Here is a 20,787-nt window from a genome sequence, read left to right on the forward strand (position 1 = left end):
CCTAGATGAAGGAGTGATCCATGGCTGCCAAAGAGGTGAAATTCCATACCGAAGCGCGCGAGAAGATGCTGCGCGGCGTCGACATCCTCGCCAACGCAGTGAAGGTGACGCTCGGCCCCAAGGGGCGCAACGTGGTGATCGACAAGTCGTTCGGCGCGCCGCGCATCACCAAGGACGGCGTCACCGTCGCCAAGGAGATCGAGCTCGAGGACAAGTTCGAGAACATGGGCGCGCAGATGGTGCGCGAAGTGGCGTCCAAGACCAGTGACATTGCCGGCGACGGCACCACGACGGCGACCGTTCTTGCCCAGGCCATCGTCAGGGAAGGCGCCAAGGCGGTTGCCTCGGGCATGAACCCGATGGACCTGAAGCGCGGCATCGACAGAGCGGTCGAGGCGGTGGTGGCCGAGCTGAAGGCCAATGCCCGCGATGTAACCAGGAACGACGAGATTGCGCAGGTCGGCACCATCTCGGCCAATGGCGACGCCGAGATCGGCCGTTTCCTCGCCGAGGCGATGGAGAAGGTCGGCAATGAGGGCGTGATCACAGTCGAGGAGGCCAAGACCGCCGAGACCGAACTTGAAGTGGTCGAGGGCATGCAGTTCGACCGCGGCTATCTCAGCCCCTATTTCGTCACCAACCAGGACAAGATGCGCGTTGAGCTCGACGAGCCCTATGTGCTGATCCACGAGAAGAAGCTCTCCAACCTGCAGGCGCTGCTTCCGGTGCTCGAAGCAGCGGTACAGTCGGGTAAGCCGCTGCTGATCATCGCCGAGGATGTCGAAGGCGAGGCGCTCGCCACGCTGGTGGTCAACAAGCTGCGCGGCGGCCTCAAGGTCGCGGCCGTCAAGGCGCCCGGCTTTGGCGACCGCCGCAAGGCCATGCTGGAAGACATCGCCATCCTCACCGGCGGCACCGCGATCTCCGAAGATCTCGGCATCAAGCTGGAGAATGTGACGCTGCAGATGCTGGGCCGCGCCAAGAAAGTGGTGATCGAGAAGGAGAACACCACCATTGTCGATGGTGTAGGCCGCAAGGAAGAGATCCAGGGCCGGGTCGCGCAGATCAAGGCGCAGATCGAGGAGACCACCTCCGACTACGATCGCGAGAAGTTACAGGAACGGCTGGCCAAGCTTGCCGGCGGAGTGGCGGTGATCCGCGTCGGCGGCTCGACCGAAGTCGAGGTCAAGGAGCGCAAGGATCGCGTCGACGACGCGCTTCATGCCACCCGCGCGGCGGTTGAGGAAGGCGTGCTGCCCGGAGGCGGCGTCGCGCTGCTTCGGGCCGCCAGGGCGCTCGACGCCATCCAGACTGACAATGCCGACCAGAAGACCGGCATCGAGATCGTGCGCCGCGCGATCGAAACGCCGGTGCGCCAGATCGCCGAGAATGCCGGTGCCGAAGGTTCGATCATCGTCGGCAAGCTGCGCGAGAAGAATGAGTTCGGCTGGGGCTGGAATGCCCAGACCAATGAGTTCGGCGATCTCTACAGCCAGGGCGTCATCGACCCGGCCAAGGTTGTGCGCACGGCGCTGCAGGACGCAGCTTCCGTCGCCGGCCTGCTGGTGACGACCGAGGCAATGGTGGCAGAGAAGCCGAAGAAGGAGGCCGCCCCGGCAATGCCCGCCGGCGCCGGCATGGACTTCTGAACTGACTGTCTGAACCTACGGCAAGACCCGCCCGCTCCCCGGGGGAGCGGGCCTCACTTGAATAGAGCGGAGGTAAACATGGATGCAACGGCTGATCTCGCACCCCTGCCGGCACCAACACATCAGGCAAAGGAATTCTTGGCTTATGAAAACGAATGCCGCAGCGTGCTGCAGCCGAAGCTGGCAGGGCTGCTCGACATGGCCGAAGCCGCCGGCTGGAATCGACGGACTGCCGCCTCAGCGTTGATGTTCCTGGCAGCTCAGCAGGTGTCGGCCGCTCGCCCGTCCACCGGCGACTGAGCGCTCACCTCGCCTTTTTCGAGACCTTCCGGCTCAAGCTCTGCGCAAGGTCGTTCATCTGCCCCGGAGCACGGGCTGGACACGTATCGAGCCTCACCTGCCAATATAGGCGGCCAGTTCGTCCGGCGTTCCAGTCGGGAAGGCCTGTTTCAGAAAATCCAGGAACGCCGACACGCGCGCGCTGAGCAGCCGCCGGGATGGATAGAGCGTCCATAGAGCGATCTCGGGAGCGTCAATATCCCCCCAATTCACCAGTGTGCCGCCGGCCAGGTCGTGGCTCACCAGCGAAATAGGAAGACGCCCCGCACCGACGCCGGCTCGCACGGCATCCCGCACCATGATCAGCGTTGACAAAGCGAGGACAGGTTCGACGGTAATTGTCGACCGGCCACCTTGTGTCTTCACGTGCCACGTTTGCCGCTCGCCTGTACCAAGTGCAACGCCAGGAGCGGCGCGACCACCGGTCGTGCGAGGAAGGTCGGGGCTTGCCACGACGACCAGGCGGTCGCGGAGAAACGCCCGTCCGACCAGGCTTTCGTCGGGATCCGGATTGACTCGGATCACCAGGTCGTAGCCTTCCTCGATCATGTCGACATGCCGGTCTTCGGTCGTAACCTCCAGCCTCACCTCCGGGTACTTGAGCGCAAACCCCGCGGCGATCCTGCCCATTGCGGTCTGCGAAAAATGCAACGGTGCGCTGATCCGTAGTCTGCCCTTGGGTCTTTGACCGCCCGAGGCAATCGCCGAAGCCGTCTCGTCCAGTTCAGCAAGCAACGCTCCCGTCCGCTCGAACAGCGCCCGTCCTTCCTCGGTAAGCTTCAGGTTACGCGCACCCCGTTCAAACAGGCGCAGATCGAGGCTGCTTTCCAATTCTCCAACGCGCCGGGACAGTGTTGCCTTAGGCCGGCCAGTGGCCCTTGCCGCTTTGCCGAAGCCACCATGGCGGGCAACGAGGTTGAAATCGGCGAGGGCAAGAAGATCCATGAGTGTTCCACCAGTGAGACGGCTCGTCTAAAATTTCCGTCTGTTTGGTTGTTTGTGAGCCACACATATTGGGCGTGTCAAGCAACCCAACAGGAGAAATTCATGACCATTCTCGTTACCGGCGCCACCGGCAATATCGGCCGCCAAGTCGTCGAACACCTCGTCAGGCGTGGGGCCGATGTCCGTGCGCTCGTTCGCGATCCTTCGAAGGCCAGCTTCCCGGCAGGCGTATCCGTCGCGCAAGGCGACTTTCTCGATGTCGATTCACTGCGCAAAGCCATGTCCGGCATTTCCACCCTGTTCCTCTTGAACGCCGTGGTGCCGGACGAATTCACCCAAGCATTGATCGCGCTGAACGTCGCCCGGTCGGCCGGCATCGAGCGCATCGTCTATCTGTCGGTGATCCACGCCGACGTCTATGTGAACGTGCCGCATTTCGCGGGCAAGTTCGGCGTCGAGCGAATGATCGAGCAGATGGATTTCAAAGCTACGATCCTGCGCCCGGCCTACTTCATGCAGAACGATCTGACGATCGAAGACGTCATCACCGGCTACGGCACCTACCCGATGCCGATCGGCGCCAAAGGTCTCGCCATGATCGACGTCCGTGATATCGCCGAGATCGCCGCCCTTGAGCTGCTGCGCCGCGAACGCTCCGCGGAGCCGCTCGCGCTCGACCGGATCAATCTCGTCGGCCCACAGACACTGACCGGGACGGATATCGCCGCCATCTGGTCCGACGTGCTCGCCCGCCCGATCAATTATGGCGGCGACAACGCCGAGGGCTTTGAGCAAAATCTGAAGCAGTTCCTGCCCGCCTGGATGGCCTACGACATGCGCCTGATGGGCGAGCGCTTCTTGATCGATGGCATGCTGCCCGAGGCCGGCGACGTCGAGCGCCTGACTGCGCTCCTGGGCCGCCCACTGCGCCCATATCGCGACTTCGCCTCGGCAGTCGCTGCTTCCGCCTGAAGCGAAAGCGCGAGGGCAATTCCAGGAAAAGTATGAAACGGTTTTCCGTCCGGGATTGCGTTAAAAACAAAGCGATAGAGCGGTTCGCCGTTTCCGTGAAACGGTGAACCGCTCCAGTCGTCAACAGGAACTCTGCCTTTAGGAGGACGCCTCGCCCCCAACCGACTGGATCAAGGTCTGTGCCGCGTATTTGCCCGCCGCCAGTATGCGATCCGACAACTCCGTCCCTTCAACGGCGCGGGCCATTTGAAGCGCGCCGATGAGGGTCGCAAATACACCGAACGCAACACCGTCCGGATCAGAGGTTTGCGGCGGCAGATACGCCGACACCTGGCGCACCAGGGTCAGCAAACGCTCGGTATAGAGCTGACGCGTTTCCACGGGCTCACGCGCGATTTCCGGGAGCAACGCGGCCGAAGCACAGCCCTTTCCGGGGTCGTCCCGGTGCGCCGCCGAAAGATAAGTTTCGATCGCCGTCGTCAGACCGCCTGAGGCCAATGCTTCCCGTATCTGGTCCGATTGATCCTCCAGAGCCGACGCCACCGTTTCGCGGACAAGTGCCGCCTTGGATTCAAAGTGCGGATAGAAGGCTCCGTTCGTCAGCCCGGCGTCGCTCATGATTTTTGCGAGCCCCGACGCGGCTATGCCGTCACCGCGAAAGTGCTCGGCGGCGACCTCCACGATCCGGCCGCGTGACGCGTCCTTCCGGCCCTTTTCATAGCGCATGGTGGCATTTCCTTTCGCCTATTGCATTATAAGTATAATGTGATATTACGAGTGTAATTCAACCGAAACGAAAAAACTAGCCCTCACGATTTTGGAGCACGAAATGACCATGAATTCCGGCAAGACCGCCATTGTGACCGGAGCCTCCTCGGGCATCGGCCGCGCCAGCGCCGAGGCACTGGCGCGGGCAGGATTTACCGTCTTCGGGACAAGCCGCCGCGCTGTCGGCAACGACCCGGACGGGGTGATCATGCTGGTTTGCGACGTAACCGACGGCGAGGCGGTCGCCGCGCTCGTTTCAACGGTGCTTTCGCAGACCGGCCGGATCGATCTGCTGGTCAACAATGCCGGTGTCGGCCTGCTTGGCGGCGCGGAAGAATCGTCGGTTGCCCAGGTGCAGGCCCTGTTCGACGTCAATTTGTTCGGCGTCATCCGCATGACCAATGCCGTGTTGCCGTCGATGCGGCAGCGTGGCGAGGGACGCATCGTCAACATCGGCTCGGTGTTGGGCCTCGTACCCGCACCGTATTCAGCCTACTATTCGGCGGTCAAGCACGCGCTCGAAGGTTATTCGGAATCGCTCGATCACGAGGTTCGTGCCTTCAATATTCGCGTCTCGGTCATTGAGCCGGCATTCGTGCGTACCGTCTTCGACCAGAACGGCATCGAACCGGATGCTCTGTTGAAGGAATACGATCGGGCCCGAGCCGGGTTCAAGGCGCTGTTGAGCGATGTGATGCCCAAAGCCGATCGTCCGGAGGTGGTCGCGCAGGTGGTCGTCAAGGCGGCGACCGATGCCCAGCCGCGACGGCGCTACACGGCCGGCAAGGCCGCGCGGCAGGTCAGCCTCCTGCGCCGCTTTGCCCCAGCTGCGATATTCGACAAGAGCTTGCGCAAACAGTTCCGGTTACCGGCCTGAACAACAGCGAGGCAGAGGTTTCCACACATATGCGACACACCAGGATCTGTTTCAGAAAGTCACTGCCATGAAGGCATTCGTCGTCGATAAATATAGCAAGAAGGATCCGCTCCGCCTGGCCGAGATGCCGGAGCCGGAGGTCGGGGACAATGATGTCCTGGTCGAGGTCCATGCCGCTGGGGTGAACCTGGTCGATTCCAAGGTCAGAGCCGGAGAGTTCAAGCTCATCCTGCCCTATCGCAGACCGTTCATCCTGGGCCACGACGTGGCCGGGACGGTTGTGCGCGTGGGATCGAAAGTCCGCAAATTCAAAGCTGGCGACAATGTCTATGCGCGGCCGCGCGATGGCCGCATCGGGACATTCGCCGAATTCATCGCCATCGATGAAGCCGATGTCGCCTTGAAGCCTCAAAACCTCAGCATGGAAGAGGCCGCCTCTATCCCGCTGGTCGGGCTGACCGCCTGGCAGGCGCTGATCGAAAGGGCGGGTTTGAGGAAAGGGCAAAAGGTCTTCGTCCAAGCCGGCTCCGGCGGCGTGGGGACATTCGCCATCCAGTTGGCAAAGCATCTCGGCGCGACCGTCGCGACGACGGCGAGCGCGGCAAGCGCCAGTCTGGTCAAGGGCCTCGGCGCCGACGTCGTCGTCGACTACAGGAAGGATGACTTCGAAAAAGTCCTGTCGGGCTACGACGTCGTCCTGAACAGCCAGGACGCCAAGGCGCTTGAAAAGTCGCTGAACGTGCTGAAGCCGGGCGGCAAGCTCATCTCCATCTCCGGTCCGCCCGACCCGGAATTCGGCAGGAAGCAGGGGCTGAACCTGGTGCTGAGGCTGATATTGCGGCTATTGAGCCGCAGGATTCGGACCAAGGCAAAGCATCGCGGCGTGCATTATTCTTTTCTGTTGATGTGGGCACAGGGCGATCAGTTGGGCAAGATCGCCGCCCTCATTGAATCCGGGGCGATCCGCCCGGTCGTGGATCGGATCTTTCCCTTCGAAGCGACCAACGAGGCTCTGGCTTACGTCGAAACAGGACGTGCCAAGGGCAAGGTCGTCATCAAGATCAGATAGCAACTCGCCTGTTTTGCGGGTGCGAGACGACCTCGCCGATGTCGCTATCTGTGGGGTCTTGACGAGCAGCAACCACAAACCCATATCGCTGCCGGGCAGGAACCGCTGCCGGTTCCTTGCCAATCCGAAACGCAACAGTTCGTTCGACTTGGAGGATCCTATGAACGGTCGGATGTTCGACAATCCTGTCTTCATCAAAAGCGGCGACAGCCTTATCCAGGAGATCGCGTGTCTCGAGGACGCCCTGGAATTCCTTTACGAATGGCCGAGGAACAGACGCGGCCCGATCCATCAAACCGCATTGCGCGCCTGCCAGCGAGCCTTTGACAGCGACTATCCACTTTCCGCGGCCAGGGATGCGTTCAGCGGTTTCGCGAAAGCAGCCCGCATCCTCGAGGACGTGACCACGACCTTGCCCTGGATGATAGGCAAGGGCGGGCATGGCGGCGGAGCGACTGTCTAGGGCAGCGAGGCAAGGGAGGTTGCGATGCTTTCCAAACCCTTCGAAAAGCCCATCCGCGTTTGGGTCGGGCTGGGCTTTCCCCGTCAATTGAACACCGTCGTCGAAGCTTACCAGTTCGCCATCGACTGGTGCGGCAACAGCCCCGAACAGAAAGCGGCCATCCGCGCCTGCAAGGCCGCCCTGGTCGGAGAAATCGACGCTGAGACCGCAAGAGGTGTCTTCGTCGCCTTTGCCCGCCGCAAGGACATCCTCATCGAGGACGGAGCCGTCCCGCCATCCACCTGGACGGCCCGGCCCAGCCACATCTGAAATTGAACCCGGAGGCGGCCACGCCGCCTCCCTTTCAAACGGACAGCGGCTGCTGCAAAAGCCGCCGCTCGTCAGTTGGCAAGCTGCAGCCTGGAGAAGTTGTTGGCGATCGTCTGGAACACGTTTGGCAGTTTGGACGGGTCCTCGACGGCGTAATAGTCGCTCGGGTCGGAGGCGCAGCCGCTGTAGAGTGAGCGGTTGGCCGCGGTGTCGGCCTGCAGCACCATGGCGTAGATCTGGACGCCCGGCGTGTTCGAGGCGCTCGCATCGCCGAATCCACTATTTCCGGCGCAAGGACATCACCGCGGTCCGCACTGTTTGCGTGATTTCATTCTCCAAGCACTGCCGCCTGCGAACCTGTGACCGCTTGTTTGGCTTGTACTCGGCAGGATCACGCTGCGCCTTTGCCATGGGCAAAGCGAAGATCTTGGGGTTAATCCTATATCCCCCGGACTCTTTCCAGAACCCATCATAGTCAGCGGAGATTCGGCGGCGCAAACTGTAGTCGGCCGCAAAAACATGGCCAGCGTTCGACACAGCAGCCAGGCCGGAAAGGCCTAAGGATTTTGCCGTTGCCTGCGCAACCAGAAGAAGAAGCGTTTTTGGCCGCATTCCCTCCATGGCGCTTGTCAAAATGCGAGCATCGCGAAGGCCTTCTCCAGCGGGTGAAGCAGCCTTAAGGGCCCCAATCAGCAGAATATCCCCAATGCCCTTGATGTGCAGCAACGACTTCTGCACGATTGCCACACCCATTTCAGCGATTGGCCGTTCGTCCAGACAAAGGACAAAGCGCCACTCCCCTTCCCGATGGAGACCGCCCTGACCGGTGAGTTTCGCCGCAACTGACCCCGCAGCGGTCGTGGCGACATACAATTCCAGGCCGTCGGTATGGCTTTCGATCAATGCGGTGTCGGATAGCAACCGGCTCGCAACATCGTAGTGACCCAACAACGCCGCGACACGATGTCTGCGCCTCAATCCCAGTGTCAAATAGGGACGAACGATCTTGAGCGGCATGTCTGGATATCGGTTCAGTATCTGGGCAAAGGGTTCACAGTCGAGCTTGCGCCTGACGGTTGTGAGATCCCAACGATTGAGCTGGCGAAGAGCGAACCACTTCACACTATGAACCCAACGGTTCAGCCTGCGCCGCAGATGCGACGGCGGGCTCTTGCGCCGAGGCAGTGACACCTGTTCTTCGCTATTTCTGCCGAGTGCGTCGGTGGAAGCAGCCGTCAAATGATCGGGCGACACGGGGACCACCTGATGCGCGGTTTCTCAATCCACACCTCAGTGAAGGACTAACTTTACCGGCGCCTCACCGGCTTCATACGGATTTGTAAGATTCGACCAACGCTGCTGATCTCTGCCCCGGCCAGCGTCAATTTGTAAGCTGCAGCCTGGAGAACTTGTTGGCGATCGTCTGGAACACGTTTGGCAGTTTGGCCGGGTCCTCGACGGCGTAATAGTCGCTCGGGTCGGAGGCGCAGCCGCTGTAGAGCGAGCGGTTGGCCGCGGTGTCGGCCTGCAAAACCATCGTGTAGATCTGGACGCCCTGGTTTTTCAGCTGCGTGCAGACATCCTTGGTCCAGCCGTCGACATTGCGCGCCGCCGACGCCTGGTTTTCCGAGCCGAAGCGGCCGCTGGCGAGATAGCTGTAGGATGTGTAGTCCGATTTCTGCGGCGTGTTCGAGGCGCCATAGACGACGTTCTCGCCATCGGTCAGAAGCATCACAACCTTGGTGACGCCATGCGTCTTGTAAGGCGAAGCGTCGGTATAGGGCGGCTGCGGCGACAGCAAATCGATAAATTCGACGGTTTGGAAGGGTTGGCGTTTTTCCCTAAAGCGCTCTGCGCTGAAACAGGCTCATGCGACGCGCTTTAGGTCTTTGTTTAATGCATGTCGTTCTCCCAAACCGAGGTCGCTTTTGGGCGACATGCATTGGCTGCGACATGTTAGAGCCGTGCCTGGTGGCCTCCTGGCCTTGCCTTCGGCTGAAATTGCTGTATAGACCCGCGCAATCTGCCGGTCCTTGCTGGGGGCTGAACGGAGGGCCGTGGTTTTAAAAAGCCACGACACGAAGCGACAAGCGCTTCCAGCCTCCCGTGTCTCCGCTCTCGACCGTCTCGTGATGCTCCTTTCTTCTCCGCTCGTTCGCGACCGGGTCAGACAAGTTGCAGAGGCTTAGCCGCGAGGGCCGGTAAGAGAAACGAAGAAAGGCACTTAAACATTATGGCTCTTTACGAACATGTGTTTCTTGCCCGGCAGGACCTGTCGCAGCAGCAGGTTGACGCGCTTGTCGAACAGTACAAGGGCGTCATATCGGCGAATGGCGGATCGATCGGCCGGATCGAGAACTGGGGACTGAAGTCCCTCACCTACCGGGTCAAGAAGAACCGGAAGGCTTACTATACGCTGATGGACATCACCTGCCCGCCGGCCGCGCTCAACGAAATGGAGCGCCAGATGGGTCTGTCGGAAGACGTCCTTCGCTTCCTCACCATCAAGGTCGAGGCGCATGAGGAAGGCGCTTCGGCGATGATGCAGAAGCGCGAAGAGCGCTCCGAGCGCGGCGGTTTCGGCGACCGCGATCGCGGCCCGCGTTCGTTCGGCGATCGCGACCGTGGCGACCGTGGCCCGCGTTCTTTCGGCGACCGCGATGGCGGCGGCGACCGTGGCCCGCGCCGTCCGCGCGAAGGCTTTGAAGGGGGTGCAGAATAATGGTCGACATCAACCAGATCCCGACCCGGCGCCCGTTCCATCGCCGCCGCAAGACCTGCCCGTTCTCCGGCGCCAACGCGCCCAAGATCGACTACAAGGACGTGCGTCTGCTGCAGCGCTACATTTCCGAGCGCGGCAAGATCGTGCCGTCGCGCATCACCGCCGTCAGCCAGAAGAAGCAGCGCGAGCTCGCCAAGGCGATCAAGCGCGCCCGCTTCCTCGGCCTGTTGCCTTACGTGGTTCGCTAAGGCCTAGGCTCAAAGCGGGCGGCTCGCCGCCCGCTTTTCACCAACGCGACGGGCGCGTTGGGCAGATATCAAATCCCGAGTTGGGGCCGGATGGCCTCTAACTGCCGCGACAGGCAGGACAGCGACAATGAGGGCGATGCCCTTACCGAGCTTCCTGACCTGTTCCAATTCATTCAATGTCGATCGAATGATCGACGGCACTGACAAGAAGGAACGAAACCATGGAAGTCATTCTCCTCGAGCGCATTTCCCGCCTCGGCCAGATGGGCGATACCGTCAAGGTCAAGGATGGGTTCGCCCGCAATTTCCTGTTGCCGCAGGGCAAGGCGCTGCGCGCCAACGAAGGCAACAAGAAGAAGTTCGAGGGCCAGCGCGCCCAGCTTGAAGCCCGCAACCTCGAGCGCAAGTCGGAAGCCACCCAGGTCGCCGAGAAGCTCGACGGCAAGAGCTTCATCGTGGTGCGTTCGGCCGGCGAGACCGGTCAGCTCTACGGCTCGGTGTCGACGCGCGACATCGCCGACCTTCTGACCGCCGAGGGCTTCTCGGTCAGCCGCACCCAGATCGAGCTCAACCAGCCGATCAAGACCATCGGCCTGACCAATGTGGCGATCGCGCTGCATCCGGAAGTCGAGGTCACCGTGACGCTCAACATCGCCCGCTCGACGGAAGAGGCCGAGCGTCAGGCCAAGGGCGAGGAACTGACCACCGCGGAAGCCATCTATGGCGACGACATCAACGACAACGCCCGGCCGGAGAATTTCTTCGACCCGAACGCCGAGTTCGAAGGCGGCGAAGAAAACGCCTGATTTCAGGCGTGCCGCCGGGGCAAGGCTCCGGTCGGCAAGTCTCCAGGTTATTCTGGACCAACGCCCGGGTCTCCGACCCGGGCTTTTTTGTGCCAAATGGAACTTTTCGAACCCCTATATCTTGGTGCACATTGCAGCGTGGCGCGTCGATTGGACGCGGGCGATGCGCTGCAGCACTTTTGATCCAGCACTCCAGTCCGGTCGCCGGATGGTCCGTCTGAGGGGACATTTGGTTATGAATATCCTGCTGAACCACGTTCTCGAACGCCTCGTGCATGTCGGCAATCTCAAGGTGACAGGGCCTAAGGGCTCGACACACAAATTCGGCGATGGCAGCGGCGAGCCGGTGCATATCCACATCAAGACCGCGCATGCCGAGCGCGCCATCACCTTCGACCCGATGCTGGCGGTGCCGGAAGCTTATATGGACGGCGAACTGGATGTGATCGAAGGCGGCGTTCTCGGTCTGATGCGCATCGCCTTCCAGAATATGGGCTCGAGCGGCATCGACGTGACCTGGTCGAAGGCGATCGAGGGCCTGCGTCATGCCTTCCGGCGGCTGCAGCAGATCAACACCGCCGCGCGCTCGCGCCGCAACGTGCAGCGCCACTACGACCTGTCGGGCGAGCTCTACAAGCTCTTCCTTGATGAGGACATGCAGTATTCCTGCGCCTATTTCGAACAGCCGGACATGACGCTGGACGAGGCGCAGCTCGCCAAGAAGCGCCATATCGCCGCCAAGCTCAGGCTCAAGGCCGGCCAGACCGTGCTCGACATCGGCTCCGGCTGGGGCGGCCTCGGCCTCTATCTCGCCAAGGCCTTCGACGTCGACGTGCAGGGCGTGACGCTGTCGACCGAGCAGCATGGCGTCGCCACCGACCGTGCGCATGCGCAAGGCCTGCAGGACCGCGTGCATTTCGACCTCAAGGATTATCGCGCCATCAACGAGCGTTTCGACCGCATCGTCTCGGTCGGCATGTTCGAGCATGTCGGCGTCAACCACTTCCGCACCTTCTTCGACAAGGCGGCGACACTTCTGAAACCCGACGGCGTGATGCTCTTGCACACCATCGGCCGCTCCGGCGTGCCTTGGGCGACCAGCGCCTTCATCCGCAAATACATCTTCCCGGGCGGCTATGTTCCGGCGATGTCGGAAGTGCTGCCAGCGATCGAGAAGTCGGGCCTCGTCGTCACCGACGTCGAAATCCTGCGGCTGCATTACGCCGACACGCTCAAGCATTGGGGCCAGCGCTTCGCCGTCAACCGCGACAAGGCCAAGGCGATCTACGACGAGCGCTTCTGCCGCATGTGGGAGTTCTACCTCGCCGCGTCCGAAGCCGCCTTCCGCTGGCAGGACCTGGTGATCTTCCAGTTCCAGATCGCCAAGGTGAACGACACGCTGCCGGTGACGCGCGACTACATGGCCAAATGCGAGAAGGCGCTGGAACTGCGCGACCGCGGCCATGAAGAGCCTGCTGCAGTGCCCGCAGCCGCCGCCAAGTCGACCCGCCGCCGCAAGTCGGTGGAGTAAGTTTTACGCATTGCCGCTTGCCATTGCGGCTTGACGACACGAAAAAGGTCTCGTTCGCGAGACCTTTTTCATGACCTACCTCATCTACAGCGCAGCCGCACTTGCCGAGATTGCCGGCTGCTTTTCGTTCTGGGCCTGGTGGCGGCTGGAGAAGTCGCCGCTCTGGCTTGTCCCGGGCCTGGTATCGCTGGCGCTGTTCGGCTTCCTGCTGTCGCTGGTCGACACGAACGCCGCCGGCCGTGCCTACGCCGCCTATGGCGGCATCTACATCGCCGCTTCGCTCGGCTGGCTGTGGCTGGTCGAGGGTGTGCCCCCGACCGCTGGGACATGGCGGGGGCGGCGCTGTGCATTGCCGGCACCTCCGTCATTCTGCTTGCGCCCAGAGCATGATGCCGAAAAGTGTGAAGCGGTTTTCGGACGACATCATGCTCTATCTTTGATTTAGAACCGGATTCAGATTTAAGGTCGAACAGACCTGAAATCATCCGGTTCTAAGGGAGCCTGAGCCATGGAACTCCCCGCCCCGCTCCGGCAAGGCGTCGACGGCCTGCTCGAAAAAGTCCCGCTAGCGGCGTTGAAGCAGGCGGCGCGCACCCTTTCGGAACGCTACCGCGCGGAACTGCGTGACGGCCGCCCGCATATGGGCGAGGACATGGCGGTCAAGGCCTATCTGGCGACGAGGCTGCCCGCCACCTATGCCGCCGTGCGCGCCAGCCTGAGTTCGCTGGTCGAAGCGCGTCCGGACTTCCAGCCGAAGTCGCTGCTCGATATCGGCGCCGGGCCTGGCACAATGCTTTGGGCCACCACCGACGCCTGGCCGGAACTGGAACAGGCTGTGCTGGTCGAGGCAAGTGCGGCCGTGCGCAAGGTCGGACAATCGCTTGCGGCCGGCACGGTCATCGCCCGCACGGAATGGATCGCCGGCGACGCCACCATCGATCTCGACGGCCTTCAGCCCGCCGATATCGTCGGCATCGCCTATGTCCTGGATGAGGTCGCGCCGGCCTCGCTGCCGAAGCTCATCGATCGGCTCTGGCGGCTGACGGCCGACACGTTGCTCATCGTCGAACCCGGCACGCCGGCCGGCTGGCGGCGCGTGCTGGCCGCCCGCCAACAGCTGATCGAGGCAGGCGCGCATCTCCTGGCGCCCTGCCCGCACCAGGCGCCCTGCCCGCTGACGCCGCCCGACTGGTGCCATTTCGCGCGGCGCGTCGCCCGCTCGCGCCTGCACCGCCTGGTCAAGGATGCCGACGTGCCGTGGGAAGACGAGAAGTTCATCTATCTGGCCGCCTCGCGGCAGCCAGCGCCGGCGCGCCTGGCGCGGGTGATCGCGCCGCCGAAAGCAGGGTCCGGAAAGGTCGTGCTCAAGCTTTGCCAGCCAGACGGCAGCGCCGGCGAGAGCCTGTTCAGCAAGCGCGACGGCGAGACGTTCAAGGCAGCGCGACGGGTGGATTGGGGCGACACGCTGGGATAGGGCAGCATACCCGAACAACGTCAGTATCGAGGACGGCTGTGCCATCGATGGCCGATCGCAACTTTGGAGATTAGCTGAAGCGCCCGAACTCGTCATCCACGGGCGGAGCAGGAGCGCAGCGGAAGCGCAGACCCGAGGATCCATTTCGAGACCTCGCGCGAAGGGTAAAGGCGGTGCGGAACAGATGTCATTTTCCTGTTTTGTTCTCGTTCGAGAACCGCTAACTTCTCGTCTTCGATCTCGAGTCAACTGCGATTCTTTCCACGAAAAAATTTCGCCTGTGAATCGCGAGCATCAAGGCCGGTTCGAAACCCACTGTTGCAGAAAGGTCAGCATCCAATCGTCTCGTTCTGATATCGAGAAAGCGGGATCGAAATCGGGGACATCATGGCAGAGGCGGCACGGAAATTCGGCGCGGCGGAAACGCCGCTTTATCGCGAGGCACCGAACAACATCGAGGCCGAGCAGGCGCTGCTCGGCGCCATCCTCGTCAACAACGACGCCTTCTACCGTGTCTCGGATTTTCTGAAGCCGGCGCATTTCCATGAACCGCTGCATCGCCGGATCTTCGAGGTCGCGGCCGAGCTTATCCGCATGGGCAAGATCGCGACGCCGATCACGCTGAAGACCTTCCTGCCGGCCGACGAGAAGGTCGGCGAGATGACGGTGGCGCAGTATGTCGTGCGGCTTGCCGTCGAAGCGGTTACCGTCGTCAACGCCACCGACTATGGCCGCGCCATCTACGACCTTGCCACGCGCCGCGCGCTGATCACCGTCGGCGAGGACATGGTCAACATCGCCTATGACGCGCCGGTCGACATGTCGCCTTCCGACCAGATCGAGGATGCCGAGCGGCGGCTGTTCGAGCTGGCCGAGACCGGCCGCTACGACGGCGGCTTCGAAAGCTTCAACGATGCGGTCAAGACCGCCGTCGACATGGCCAATGCCGCCTTTATGCGCGACGGCCATCTGTCGGGCATCGCCACGGGCCTGCGCGACCTCGACCGCCGCATGGGCGGGTTGCAGCCATCCGACCTGATCGTGCTCGCCGGCCGCCCCGGCATGGGCAAGACCTCGCTGGCCACCAACATCGCCTTCAACATCGCCGAGGCCTATGTGCCGGCCCAGCAGGCCGACGGCTCCTTCAAGGCGGCCAATGGCGGCGTCGTCGGCTTCTTTTCGCTGGAAATGTCATCGGAACAGCTCGCCACCCGTATCATCTCCGAGCAGACCGAAATCTCGTCATCAAAAATCCGCCGCGGCGAGATCACCGAGATGGATTTCGAAAAACTCGTCGCCTGCTCGCAGACCATGCAGAAGATCCCCCTGTTCATCGACCAGACCGGCGGCATCTCGATCGCGCAGCTTTCGGCCCGCGCGCGGCGCCTGAAGCGGCAGCGCGGCCTCGACCTCATCGTCATCGACTATATCCAGCTGATGCAGGGCTCGAGCGCCAAGGCTTCGCAGAACCGCGTGCAGGAAATCACCGAGATCACCACCGGCCTGAAGGCCCTGGCCAAAGAGCTCGGCGTGCCGATCATCGCGCTGTCGCAGCTGTCGCGTCAGGTCGAAAGCCGCGAAGACAAGCGCCCGCAGCTCTCGGACCTGCGTGAATCAGGCTCCATCGAGCAGGACGCCGACGTGGTGCTGTTCGTCTATCGCGAGGAATACTACCTCAAGAACCGCGAGCCGAAGCTCGGCACCGAGGAATACGTCAAATGGGAAAACGAGATGAACGAGATGCGCGGCAAGGCCGAGTGCATCGTGGCCAAGCAGCGCCACGGGCCGACCGGCTCGGTCAGCCTCGCCTTCCACGGCGAGTTCACGCGGTTCTCCGATTTGGCTGAAGAGCATCATATCGCGGAGAGGTTTGAGTAGAGCTTGAGAAAGGCCTCATTCCGTCACCCTCCTCTCTGTCCTCCCGGACATCTCCCCCTCAAGGGGGAGATTGGCTATCATTTTGGCTTTCGCCAATCGCCGGCGTCGCAGGATGGACGGCAGCGTCGAAACTGCTGATCTCCCCCAGAGGGGAGATGTCCGGCAGGACAGAGGGGGCGCTGTCCCGCCAGCCCATCCAATATCGGGCCGCCACTAATGGCCAAATCGCGCGTTCAGTTCATTTGCCAGAGTTGCGGCTCGGTGCATCAGCGCTGGGCCGGCAAATGCGATGCCTGCGGCGAGTGGAATACGCTGGTCGAGGAAGGCACATCCGGCGGCATCGGCTCGGGGCCGGCCAACACCCGCAACGCCCGCAAGGGCCGCGCCGTGGTGCTGACCAGCCTTGCCGGCGACATCGAGGACGCGCCGCGCATCGTGTCGGGCATCGGCGAGCTCGACCGCGCCACCGGCGGCGGTTTCGTGCGCGGCTCGGCGCTGCTGGTCGGCGGCGATCCCGGCATCGGCAAGTCGACGCTGCTTACGCAAGCGGCCGCGGCACTTGCCTCGAAAGGCCATCGCATCGTCTATGTCTCGGGCGAAGAGGCCGTCGCGCAGATCAGGCTCAGAGCCCAGCGCCTCGGCGTCGCCGGGGCACCGGTGGAGCTTGCCGCCGAAACCAATGTCGAGGACATCCTTGCCACCATAGCCGATGGCAAGCGACCCGATCTCGTCATCCTCGATTCCATCCAGACGCTGTGGACCGACCTTGCCGATTCGGCGCCGGGCACCGTCACCCAGGTGCGCGCGTCCGCGCAGGCGATGATCCGCTATGCGAAATCCACAGGCGCGGCGATCGTGCTGGTCGGCCATGTCACCAAGGAAGGCCAGATCGCCGGACCGCGTGTCGTTGAGCACATGGTCGACGGCGTGCTCTACTTCGAGGGCGAAGGCAATCACCACTTCCGCATCCTGCGCACGGTGAAGAACCGTTTCGGGCCGACCGACGAGATCGGCGTGTTCGAAATGTCGGACAAGGGCCTGCGCGAAGTCGCCAACCCGTCCGAACTGTTCCTGGGCGAACGCCACGCGAAATCGCCAGGCGCCGCGGTTTTCGCCGGCATGGAGGGTACCCGGCCGGTGCTGGTCGAGATCCAGGCGCTGGTCGCGCAATCCTCCCTCGGCACGCCGCGCCGCGCCGTCGTCGGCTGGGACGGCGCGCGGCTGTCGATGGTGCTTGCGGTGCTGGAAGCGCATTGCGGCGTGCGCTTCGGCCAGCATGATGTCTACCTCAACGTCGCCGGCGGCTACCGGATCAGCGAGCCGGCCGCCGACCTCGCGGTCGCCGCTGCACTGGTTTCGTCGCTCACCGGTCTTGCCCTTCCCGCCGATTGCGTCTATTTCGGCGAAATCAGCCTATCGGGCGCGGTGAGGCCGGTTGCGCATGCGCAGCAGCGCCTCAAAGAAGCCGAAAAGCTGGGTTTTGGAAGCGCGGTGCTGCCGCTCGGCAGCGAGGAAGTTGCCGGGGGGATCGGGGCCGGCGCGTTCCGGCCCACCGAGCTTGCCGACCTTGTGGCGCGCATAGCCGGCTCGCGGCGCAGCCGCGCCGACGAGGGGGACTGATACGGCTCGACGAGCCGTGAAAACGAGATCGGAGTGGGGCCGAAAACATGCCGATTACGCTGCTTGACGGAATCCTGGTCGGCTTCACCCTGGTCTCGGCAATGCTTGCCATGGTGCGCGGTTTTTCTCGCGAAGTGCTTTCGGTCGTATCCTGGGCGGCGGCGGCCGCGGCGGCGTTCTTCTTCTACAAGCCGGTGCTGCCCTACATTAAGCCCTATGTCGACAACGACAAGATCGCGATGGCCGCGTCGGCCGGCGCCGTCTTCCTCATCGCGCTGATCGTCGTCTCCGTCATCACCATGAAGCTCGCCGACTGGATCATCGATTCGCGCATCGGCGCCCTCGATCGCACGCTCGGCTTCCTCTACGGCGCGGCGCGCGGCATCCTGGTCGTCGCGGTGGCGCTGTTGTTCTTCAACTGGCTGGCCGGCGCCAAGGCGCCCGCCTGGATCGCCAACGCCAAATCGCGGCCGTTGCTCGAGACGATTGGCGCCAAGCTCGAAAGCGTGCTGCCCGAAAATACCGAAGAGCTGGTCAACAAATACACGCACAAAGGCGCGCCGCAGGCAGGCGTGCCGGCAACGGGCGACCAGCCCGCGGCAGAGCCGCCGGCAGCCGGCGACGACAACGCCCCGGCGCCCGACGACAGCGAGGGCGCTGCTCCGGCCGACAACGAGCCGGCACCGGCCACTCCGGCGCCTACTCCGGCACCCGCCCCTGCTCCAGCGCCGGCAAACTGATTTCGCCGTCGCCCGCCGGCGACTGGGCCAATTTGTGAATGCAAGAAAGCGTGCGTTGCGTTCGGCGGGCGATCACATTATATGGCGGCTTTAGCGGAGCTTGAGCACCAGATGGCAGACTCAACGGCAGATAGAGGCCAAGTCCTTTCCGCCGAGGCCGACGACCATTTCCATGACGAATGCGGCGTGTTCGGCATCTTCGGCCGCCAGGACGCGGCGGCGATCGTCACACTCGGCCTGCACGCGCTACAGCATCGCGGCCAGGAAGCGGCCGGCATCGTTTCTTATGACGGCACGCAGTTCCATGTCGAACGCCATGTCGGCCTGATCGGCGACACGTTCACCAAGCAGCGCGTCATCGACAGCCTGCAAGGCAACCGCGCCATCGGCCACACACGCTACGCCACGACCGGCGGCGCCGGCATGCGCAACATCCAGCCTTTCTTCGCCGAGCTTGCCGATGGCGGCTTCGCGGTCGCCCATAACGGCAATCTCACGAACGCCATGACGGTGCAGCGTGCCCTGCAGAAGCAAGGCGCGATTTTTTCGTCCACGTCCGACACCGAAACGTTGCTGCATCTGGTCGCGACCAGCAAGGAGCGCGACCTGAATTCCCGCTTCATCGATGCGGTGCGCCAGGTCGAGGGCGCCTTCTCGCTGGTGGCGATGACGGCCAAGAAGATGATCGGCTGCCGCGATCCGCTCGGCATCCGGCCGCTGGTGCTTGGCGATCTCGACGGCGCCTGGATCCTCGCCTCCGAAACTTGTGCGCTCGACATCATCGGCGCCCGCTTCGTGCGCGATCTGAAGCCCGGCGAGATGGTGGTGATCACCGCCAAGGGCATCGAGAGCCTGTTCCCGTTCGAGCCGCAGAAGACCCGCTTCTGCATTTTCGAATATGTCTATTTCGCGCGGCCGGATTCCTCGGTCGAAGGCCGCAATGTCTATGAAGTGCGCAAGCGCATCGGCGCGGAGCTGGCGCAGGAAAACCCGGTCGAGGCCGACATCGTGGTACCAGTGCCGGATTCCGGCACGCCGGCGGCGATCGGCTTTTCCCAGGCCGCGGGCATTCCTTTCGAGCTCGGCATCATCCGCAACCATTATGTCGGCCGCACCTTCATCCAGCCCGGCGATTCGATCCGCCACATGGGCGTGAAGCTCAAGCACAACGCCAACCGCCGCATGATCGAGGGCAAGCGCGTGGTGCTGGTCGACGATTCCATCGTGCGCGGCACCACCAGCCAGAAGATCGTGCAGATGGTGCGCGACGCCGGCGCCAGGGAAGTGCATATGCGCATCGCCTCGCCGCCGACCAGCGCGTCGTGCTTCTACGGCGTCGACACGCCGGAAAAATCGAAGCTGCTTGCGTCGCGCATGTCGGTCGAGGAGATGGCCGAGTTCATCCGCGTCGATTCGCTCGGCTTCCTGTCGATCGACGGGCTCTACCGCGCCGTCGGCGAGGCCGGCCGTGACAACGAGCAGCCGCAATTCTGCGACGCCTGCTTCACTGGACAGTACCCCACCCGCCTGCTCGACTTCGAAGGCCACGACAATGTGCGCACGCTGTCGCTGCTGGCGAACAACGGGGTGTAGGTCGCTCTTTACGGAAATTCCAGCATGACCCTCGACCTTTCCGGCCGCGTGGCGGTCGTTACCGGCGCCTCGCGCGGCATCGGCTATTTCATCGCCAGGGAACTGGCCGCGGCCGGCGCGCATGTGGTGGCGGTGGCGCGCACCGTTGGCGGGCTGGAAGAACTCGACGACCAGATCAAGGCCGATGGCCGCGGTCAGGCGACGCTGGTGCCGCTCGACCTCGCCGACATGCCCGGCATCGACCGGCTGGGCGGCGCCATCCATGAGCGCTGGGGCAAGCTCGACATACTGGTCGCCAATGCCGGCGTGCTCGGCGTCATCTCGCCGATCGGCCATGTCGAGGCAAAGACCTTCGACAAGGTGATGACCATCAATGTCACCTCGACTTGGCGGCTGATCCGCTCGGTCGATCCGCTGCTTAGGCTCTCCGACGCCGGCCGCGCCATTATCCTGTCGTCAAACGCGGCGCATTCGGCGCGCGCTTTCTGGGCGCCTTACGCGGCTTCCAAGGCCGCGGTCGAGACGATGATGCGTTCCTGGGCGCATGAGACCGAGAGCCTGCCGCTCAGGATCAATGCCGCCGACCCCGGCGCCACCCGCACCGCCATGCGCGCGCAGGCGATGCCCGGCGAGGATCCGGAAACGCTGCCGCACCCTTCGGAGATCGCCCGGCGCATCGTGCCGCTGGCCAGCCCCGAGCTGAAGGAAACCGGGCTGATCTTCCAGGCCAAGCACAACCGGTTCGTCGCCTACCGGCAGCCCGAGTAGCGTCCCCCGCGTTCAC

At 63.1% G+C, this 20,787-nt stretch carries 22 protein-coding genes and 1 pseudogene; 18 read left to right on the forward strand and 5 right to left on the reverse strand.

What is annotated here, in order from left to right; all coding sequences use genetic code 11:
- The first annotated feature begins 20 nt into the window (after positions 1-20).
- Positions 21-1,649, forward strand: a complete 1,629-nt coding sequence (gene groL, locus ACVDG8_RS06255) for a chaperonin GroEL (RefSeq protein ID WP_447253935.1) — start codon at positions 21-23, stop codon at positions 1,647-1,649.
- A 78-nt stretch (positions 1,650-1,727) separates the two neighbouring features.
- Positions 1,728-1,949: a hypothetical protein gene (locus ACVDG8_RS06260; protein ID WP_447253936.1), complete on the forward strand. Its 222-nt coding sequence runs from the start codon at positions 1,728-1,730 to the stop codon at positions 1,947-1,949.
- A gap of 93 nt (positions 1,950-2,042) precedes the next feature.
- Here ACVDG8_RS06260 and ACVDG8_RS06265 read toward each other — a convergent pair whose 3' ends face one another.
- The gene (locus tag ACVDG8_RS06265) at positions 2,043-2,933 is read right to left on the reverse strand and encodes a LysR family transcriptional regulator (protein WP_447253937.1); all 891 of its coding nucleotides are present in this window, start codon (positions 2,931-2,933) and stop codon (positions 2,043-2,045) included.
- 102 nt (positions 2,934-3,035) lie between these two features.
- Between ACVDG8_RS06265 and ACVDG8_RS06270 the strand changes: the two genes are divergently transcribed.
- Positions 3,036-3,905 (forward strand): NmrA/HSCARG family protein, encoded by an 870-nt coding sequence (locus ACVDG8_RS06270; RefSeq protein ID WP_447257245.1) that lies wholly within the window; start codon positions 3,036-3,038, stop codon positions 3,903-3,905.
- 138 nt (positions 3,906-4,043) lie between these two features.
- On the opposite strand, the gene ACVDG8_RS06275 is transcribed toward ACVDG8_RS06270, so the two are convergent.
- Positions 4,044-4,631: a TetR/AcrR family transcriptional regulator gene (locus tag ACVDG8_RS06275; protein WP_447253938.1), complete on the reverse strand. Its 588-nt coding sequence runs from the start codon at positions 4,629-4,631 to the stop codon at positions 4,044-4,046.
- A 103-nt stretch (positions 4,632-4,734) separates the two neighbouring features.
- Here ACVDG8_RS06275 and ACVDG8_RS06280 point away from each other — a divergent pair, with 103 nt between their 5' ends.
- The 4 genes from ACVDG8_RS06280 to ACVDG8_RS06295 all read left to right on the forward strand — a co-directional run bounded on the left by ACVDG8_RS06280 (position 4,735) and on the right by ACVDG8_RS06295 (position 7,391).
- Positions 4,735-5,550, forward strand: a complete 816-nt coding sequence (locus ACVDG8_RS06280) for an oxidoreductase (RefSeq protein ID WP_447253939.1) — start codon at positions 4,735-4,737, stop codon at positions 5,548-5,550.
- A gap of 67 nt (positions 5,551-5,617) precedes the next feature.
- Positions 5,618-6,619 (forward strand): NADP-dependent oxidoreductase, encoded by a 1,002-nt coding sequence (locus tag ACVDG8_RS06285; protein ID WP_447253940.1) that lies wholly within the window; start codon positions 5,618-5,620, stop codon positions 6,617-6,619.
- A 160-nt stretch (positions 6,620-6,779) separates the two neighbouring features.
- Positions 6,780-7,082, forward strand: a complete 303-nt coding sequence (locus ACVDG8_RS06290) for a DUF982 domain-containing protein (RefSeq protein ID WP_447253941.1) — start codon at positions 6,780-6,782, stop codon at positions 7,080-7,082.
- Between the two features lie 24 nt (positions 7,083-7,106).
- On the forward strand, positions 7,107-7,391 hold the full coding sequence (locus ACVDG8_RS06295; RefSeq protein WP_447253942.1) for a DUF982 domain-containing protein: 285 nt from the start codon (positions 7,107-7,109) through the stop codon (positions 7,389-7,391).
- Positions 7,392-7,462: 71 nt separating this feature from the next.
- Here the strand turns inward: ACVDG8_RS06295 and ACVDG8_RS06300 are convergent, their stop codons facing one another.
- From ACVDG8_RS06300 to ACVDG8_RS06310, 3 genes are all read right to left on the reverse strand, one after another.
- Positions 7,463-7,618, reverse strand: a complete 156-nt coding sequence (locus ACVDG8_RS06300; protein WP_447253943.1) for a hypothetical protein — start codon at positions 7,616-7,618, stop codon at positions 7,463-7,465.
- A gap of 52 nt (positions 7,619-7,670) precedes the next feature.
- Entirely contained in the window at positions 7,671-8,645 is a 975-nt protein-coding gene (locus ACVDG8_RS06305) for a VirK/YbjX family protein (RefSeq protein WP_447253944.1), read from the reverse strand.
- A 127-nt stretch (positions 8,646-8,772) separates the two neighbouring features.
- On the reverse strand, positions 8,773-9,192 hold the full coding sequence (locus ACVDG8_RS06310) for a hypothetical protein (protein WP_447253945.1): 420 nt from the start codon (positions 9,190-9,192) through the stop codon (positions 8,773-8,775).
- Between the two features lie 432 nt (positions 9,193-9,624).
- On the opposite strand from ACVDG8_RS06310, the gene rpsF reads away from it, so the two are divergent.
- From rpsF to ACVDG8_RS06365, 11 genes and pseudogenes are all read left to right on the forward strand, one after another.
- Positions 9,625-10,113 carry a 30S ribosomal protein S6 gene (gene rpsF / locus ACVDG8_RS06315; RefSeq protein WP_455707596.1) on the forward strand — a complete coding sequence of 163 codons (489 nt, stop codon included), beginning with the start codon at positions 9,625-9,627 and terminating at the stop codon, positions 10,111-10,113.
- On the forward strand, positions 10,113-10,361 hold the full coding sequence (gene rpsR, locus ACVDG8_RS06320; protein ID WP_006203718.1) for a 30S ribosomal protein S18: 249 nt from the start codon (positions 10,113-10,115) through the stop codon (positions 10,359-10,361). The genes rpsF and rpsR overlap by 1 nt, the downstream gene beginning before the upstream one ends.
- Before the next feature lie 221 nt (positions 10,362-10,582).
- Positions 10,583-11,167: a 50S ribosomal protein L9 gene (gene rplI, locus ACVDG8_RS06325; protein WP_447253947.1), complete on the forward strand. Its 585-nt coding sequence runs from the start codon at positions 10,583-10,585 to the stop codon at positions 11,165-11,167.
- A gap of 235 nt (positions 11,168-11,402) precedes the next feature.
- Positions 11,403-12,698, forward strand: a complete 1,296-nt coding sequence (locus ACVDG8_RS06330; protein WP_447253948.1) for a class I SAM-dependent methyltransferase — start codon at positions 11,403-11,405, stop codon at positions 12,696-12,698.
- Positions 12,699-12,768: 70 nt separating this feature from the next.
- Positions 12,769-13,088 (forward strand): annotated as a pseudogene (locus tag ACVDG8_RS06335) (YnfA family protein).
- Between the two features lie 118 nt (positions 13,089-13,206).
- On the forward strand, positions 13,207-14,172 hold the full coding sequence (locus ACVDG8_RS06340) for a small ribosomal subunit Rsm22 family protein (protein ID WP_447253950.1): 966 nt from the start codon (positions 13,207-13,209) through the stop codon (positions 14,170-14,172).
- 387 nt (positions 14,173-14,559) lie between these two features.
- Positions 14,560-16,050, forward strand: a complete 1,491-nt coding sequence (locus ACVDG8_RS06345; RefSeq protein ID WP_447253951.1) for a replicative DNA helicase — start codon at positions 14,560-14,562, stop codon at positions 16,048-16,050.
- A 216-nt stretch (positions 16,051-16,266) separates the two neighbouring features.
- On the forward strand, positions 16,267-17,670 hold the full coding sequence (radA, locus tag ACVDG8_RS06350; RefSeq protein ID WP_447253952.1) for a DNA repair protein RadA: 1,404 nt from the start codon (positions 16,267-16,269) through the stop codon (positions 17,668-17,670).
- 47 nt (positions 17,671-17,717) lie between these two features.
- Entirely contained in the window at positions 17,718-18,410 is a 693-nt protein-coding gene (locus ACVDG8_RS06355; protein WP_447253953.1) for a CvpA family protein, read from the forward strand.
- A 111-nt stretch (positions 18,411-18,521) separates the two neighbouring features.
- The gene (gene purF / locus ACVDG8_RS06360) at positions 18,522-20,003 is read left to right on the forward strand and encodes an amidophosphoribosyltransferase (protein WP_447253954.1); all 1,482 of its coding nucleotides are present in this window, start codon (positions 18,522-18,524) and stop codon (positions 20,001-20,003) included.
- A gap of 24 nt (positions 20,004-20,027) precedes the next feature.
- A complete protein-coding gene (locus ACVDG8_RS06365; RefSeq protein WP_447253955.1) occupies positions 20,028-20,771 on the forward strand; it encodes an SDR family NAD(P)-dependent oxidoreductase in 744 nt (247 codons plus the stop codon).
- Positions 20,772-20,787 lie beyond the last annotated feature (16 nt).

Source organism: Mesorhizobium sp. ORM8.1 (assembly GCF_053005525.2).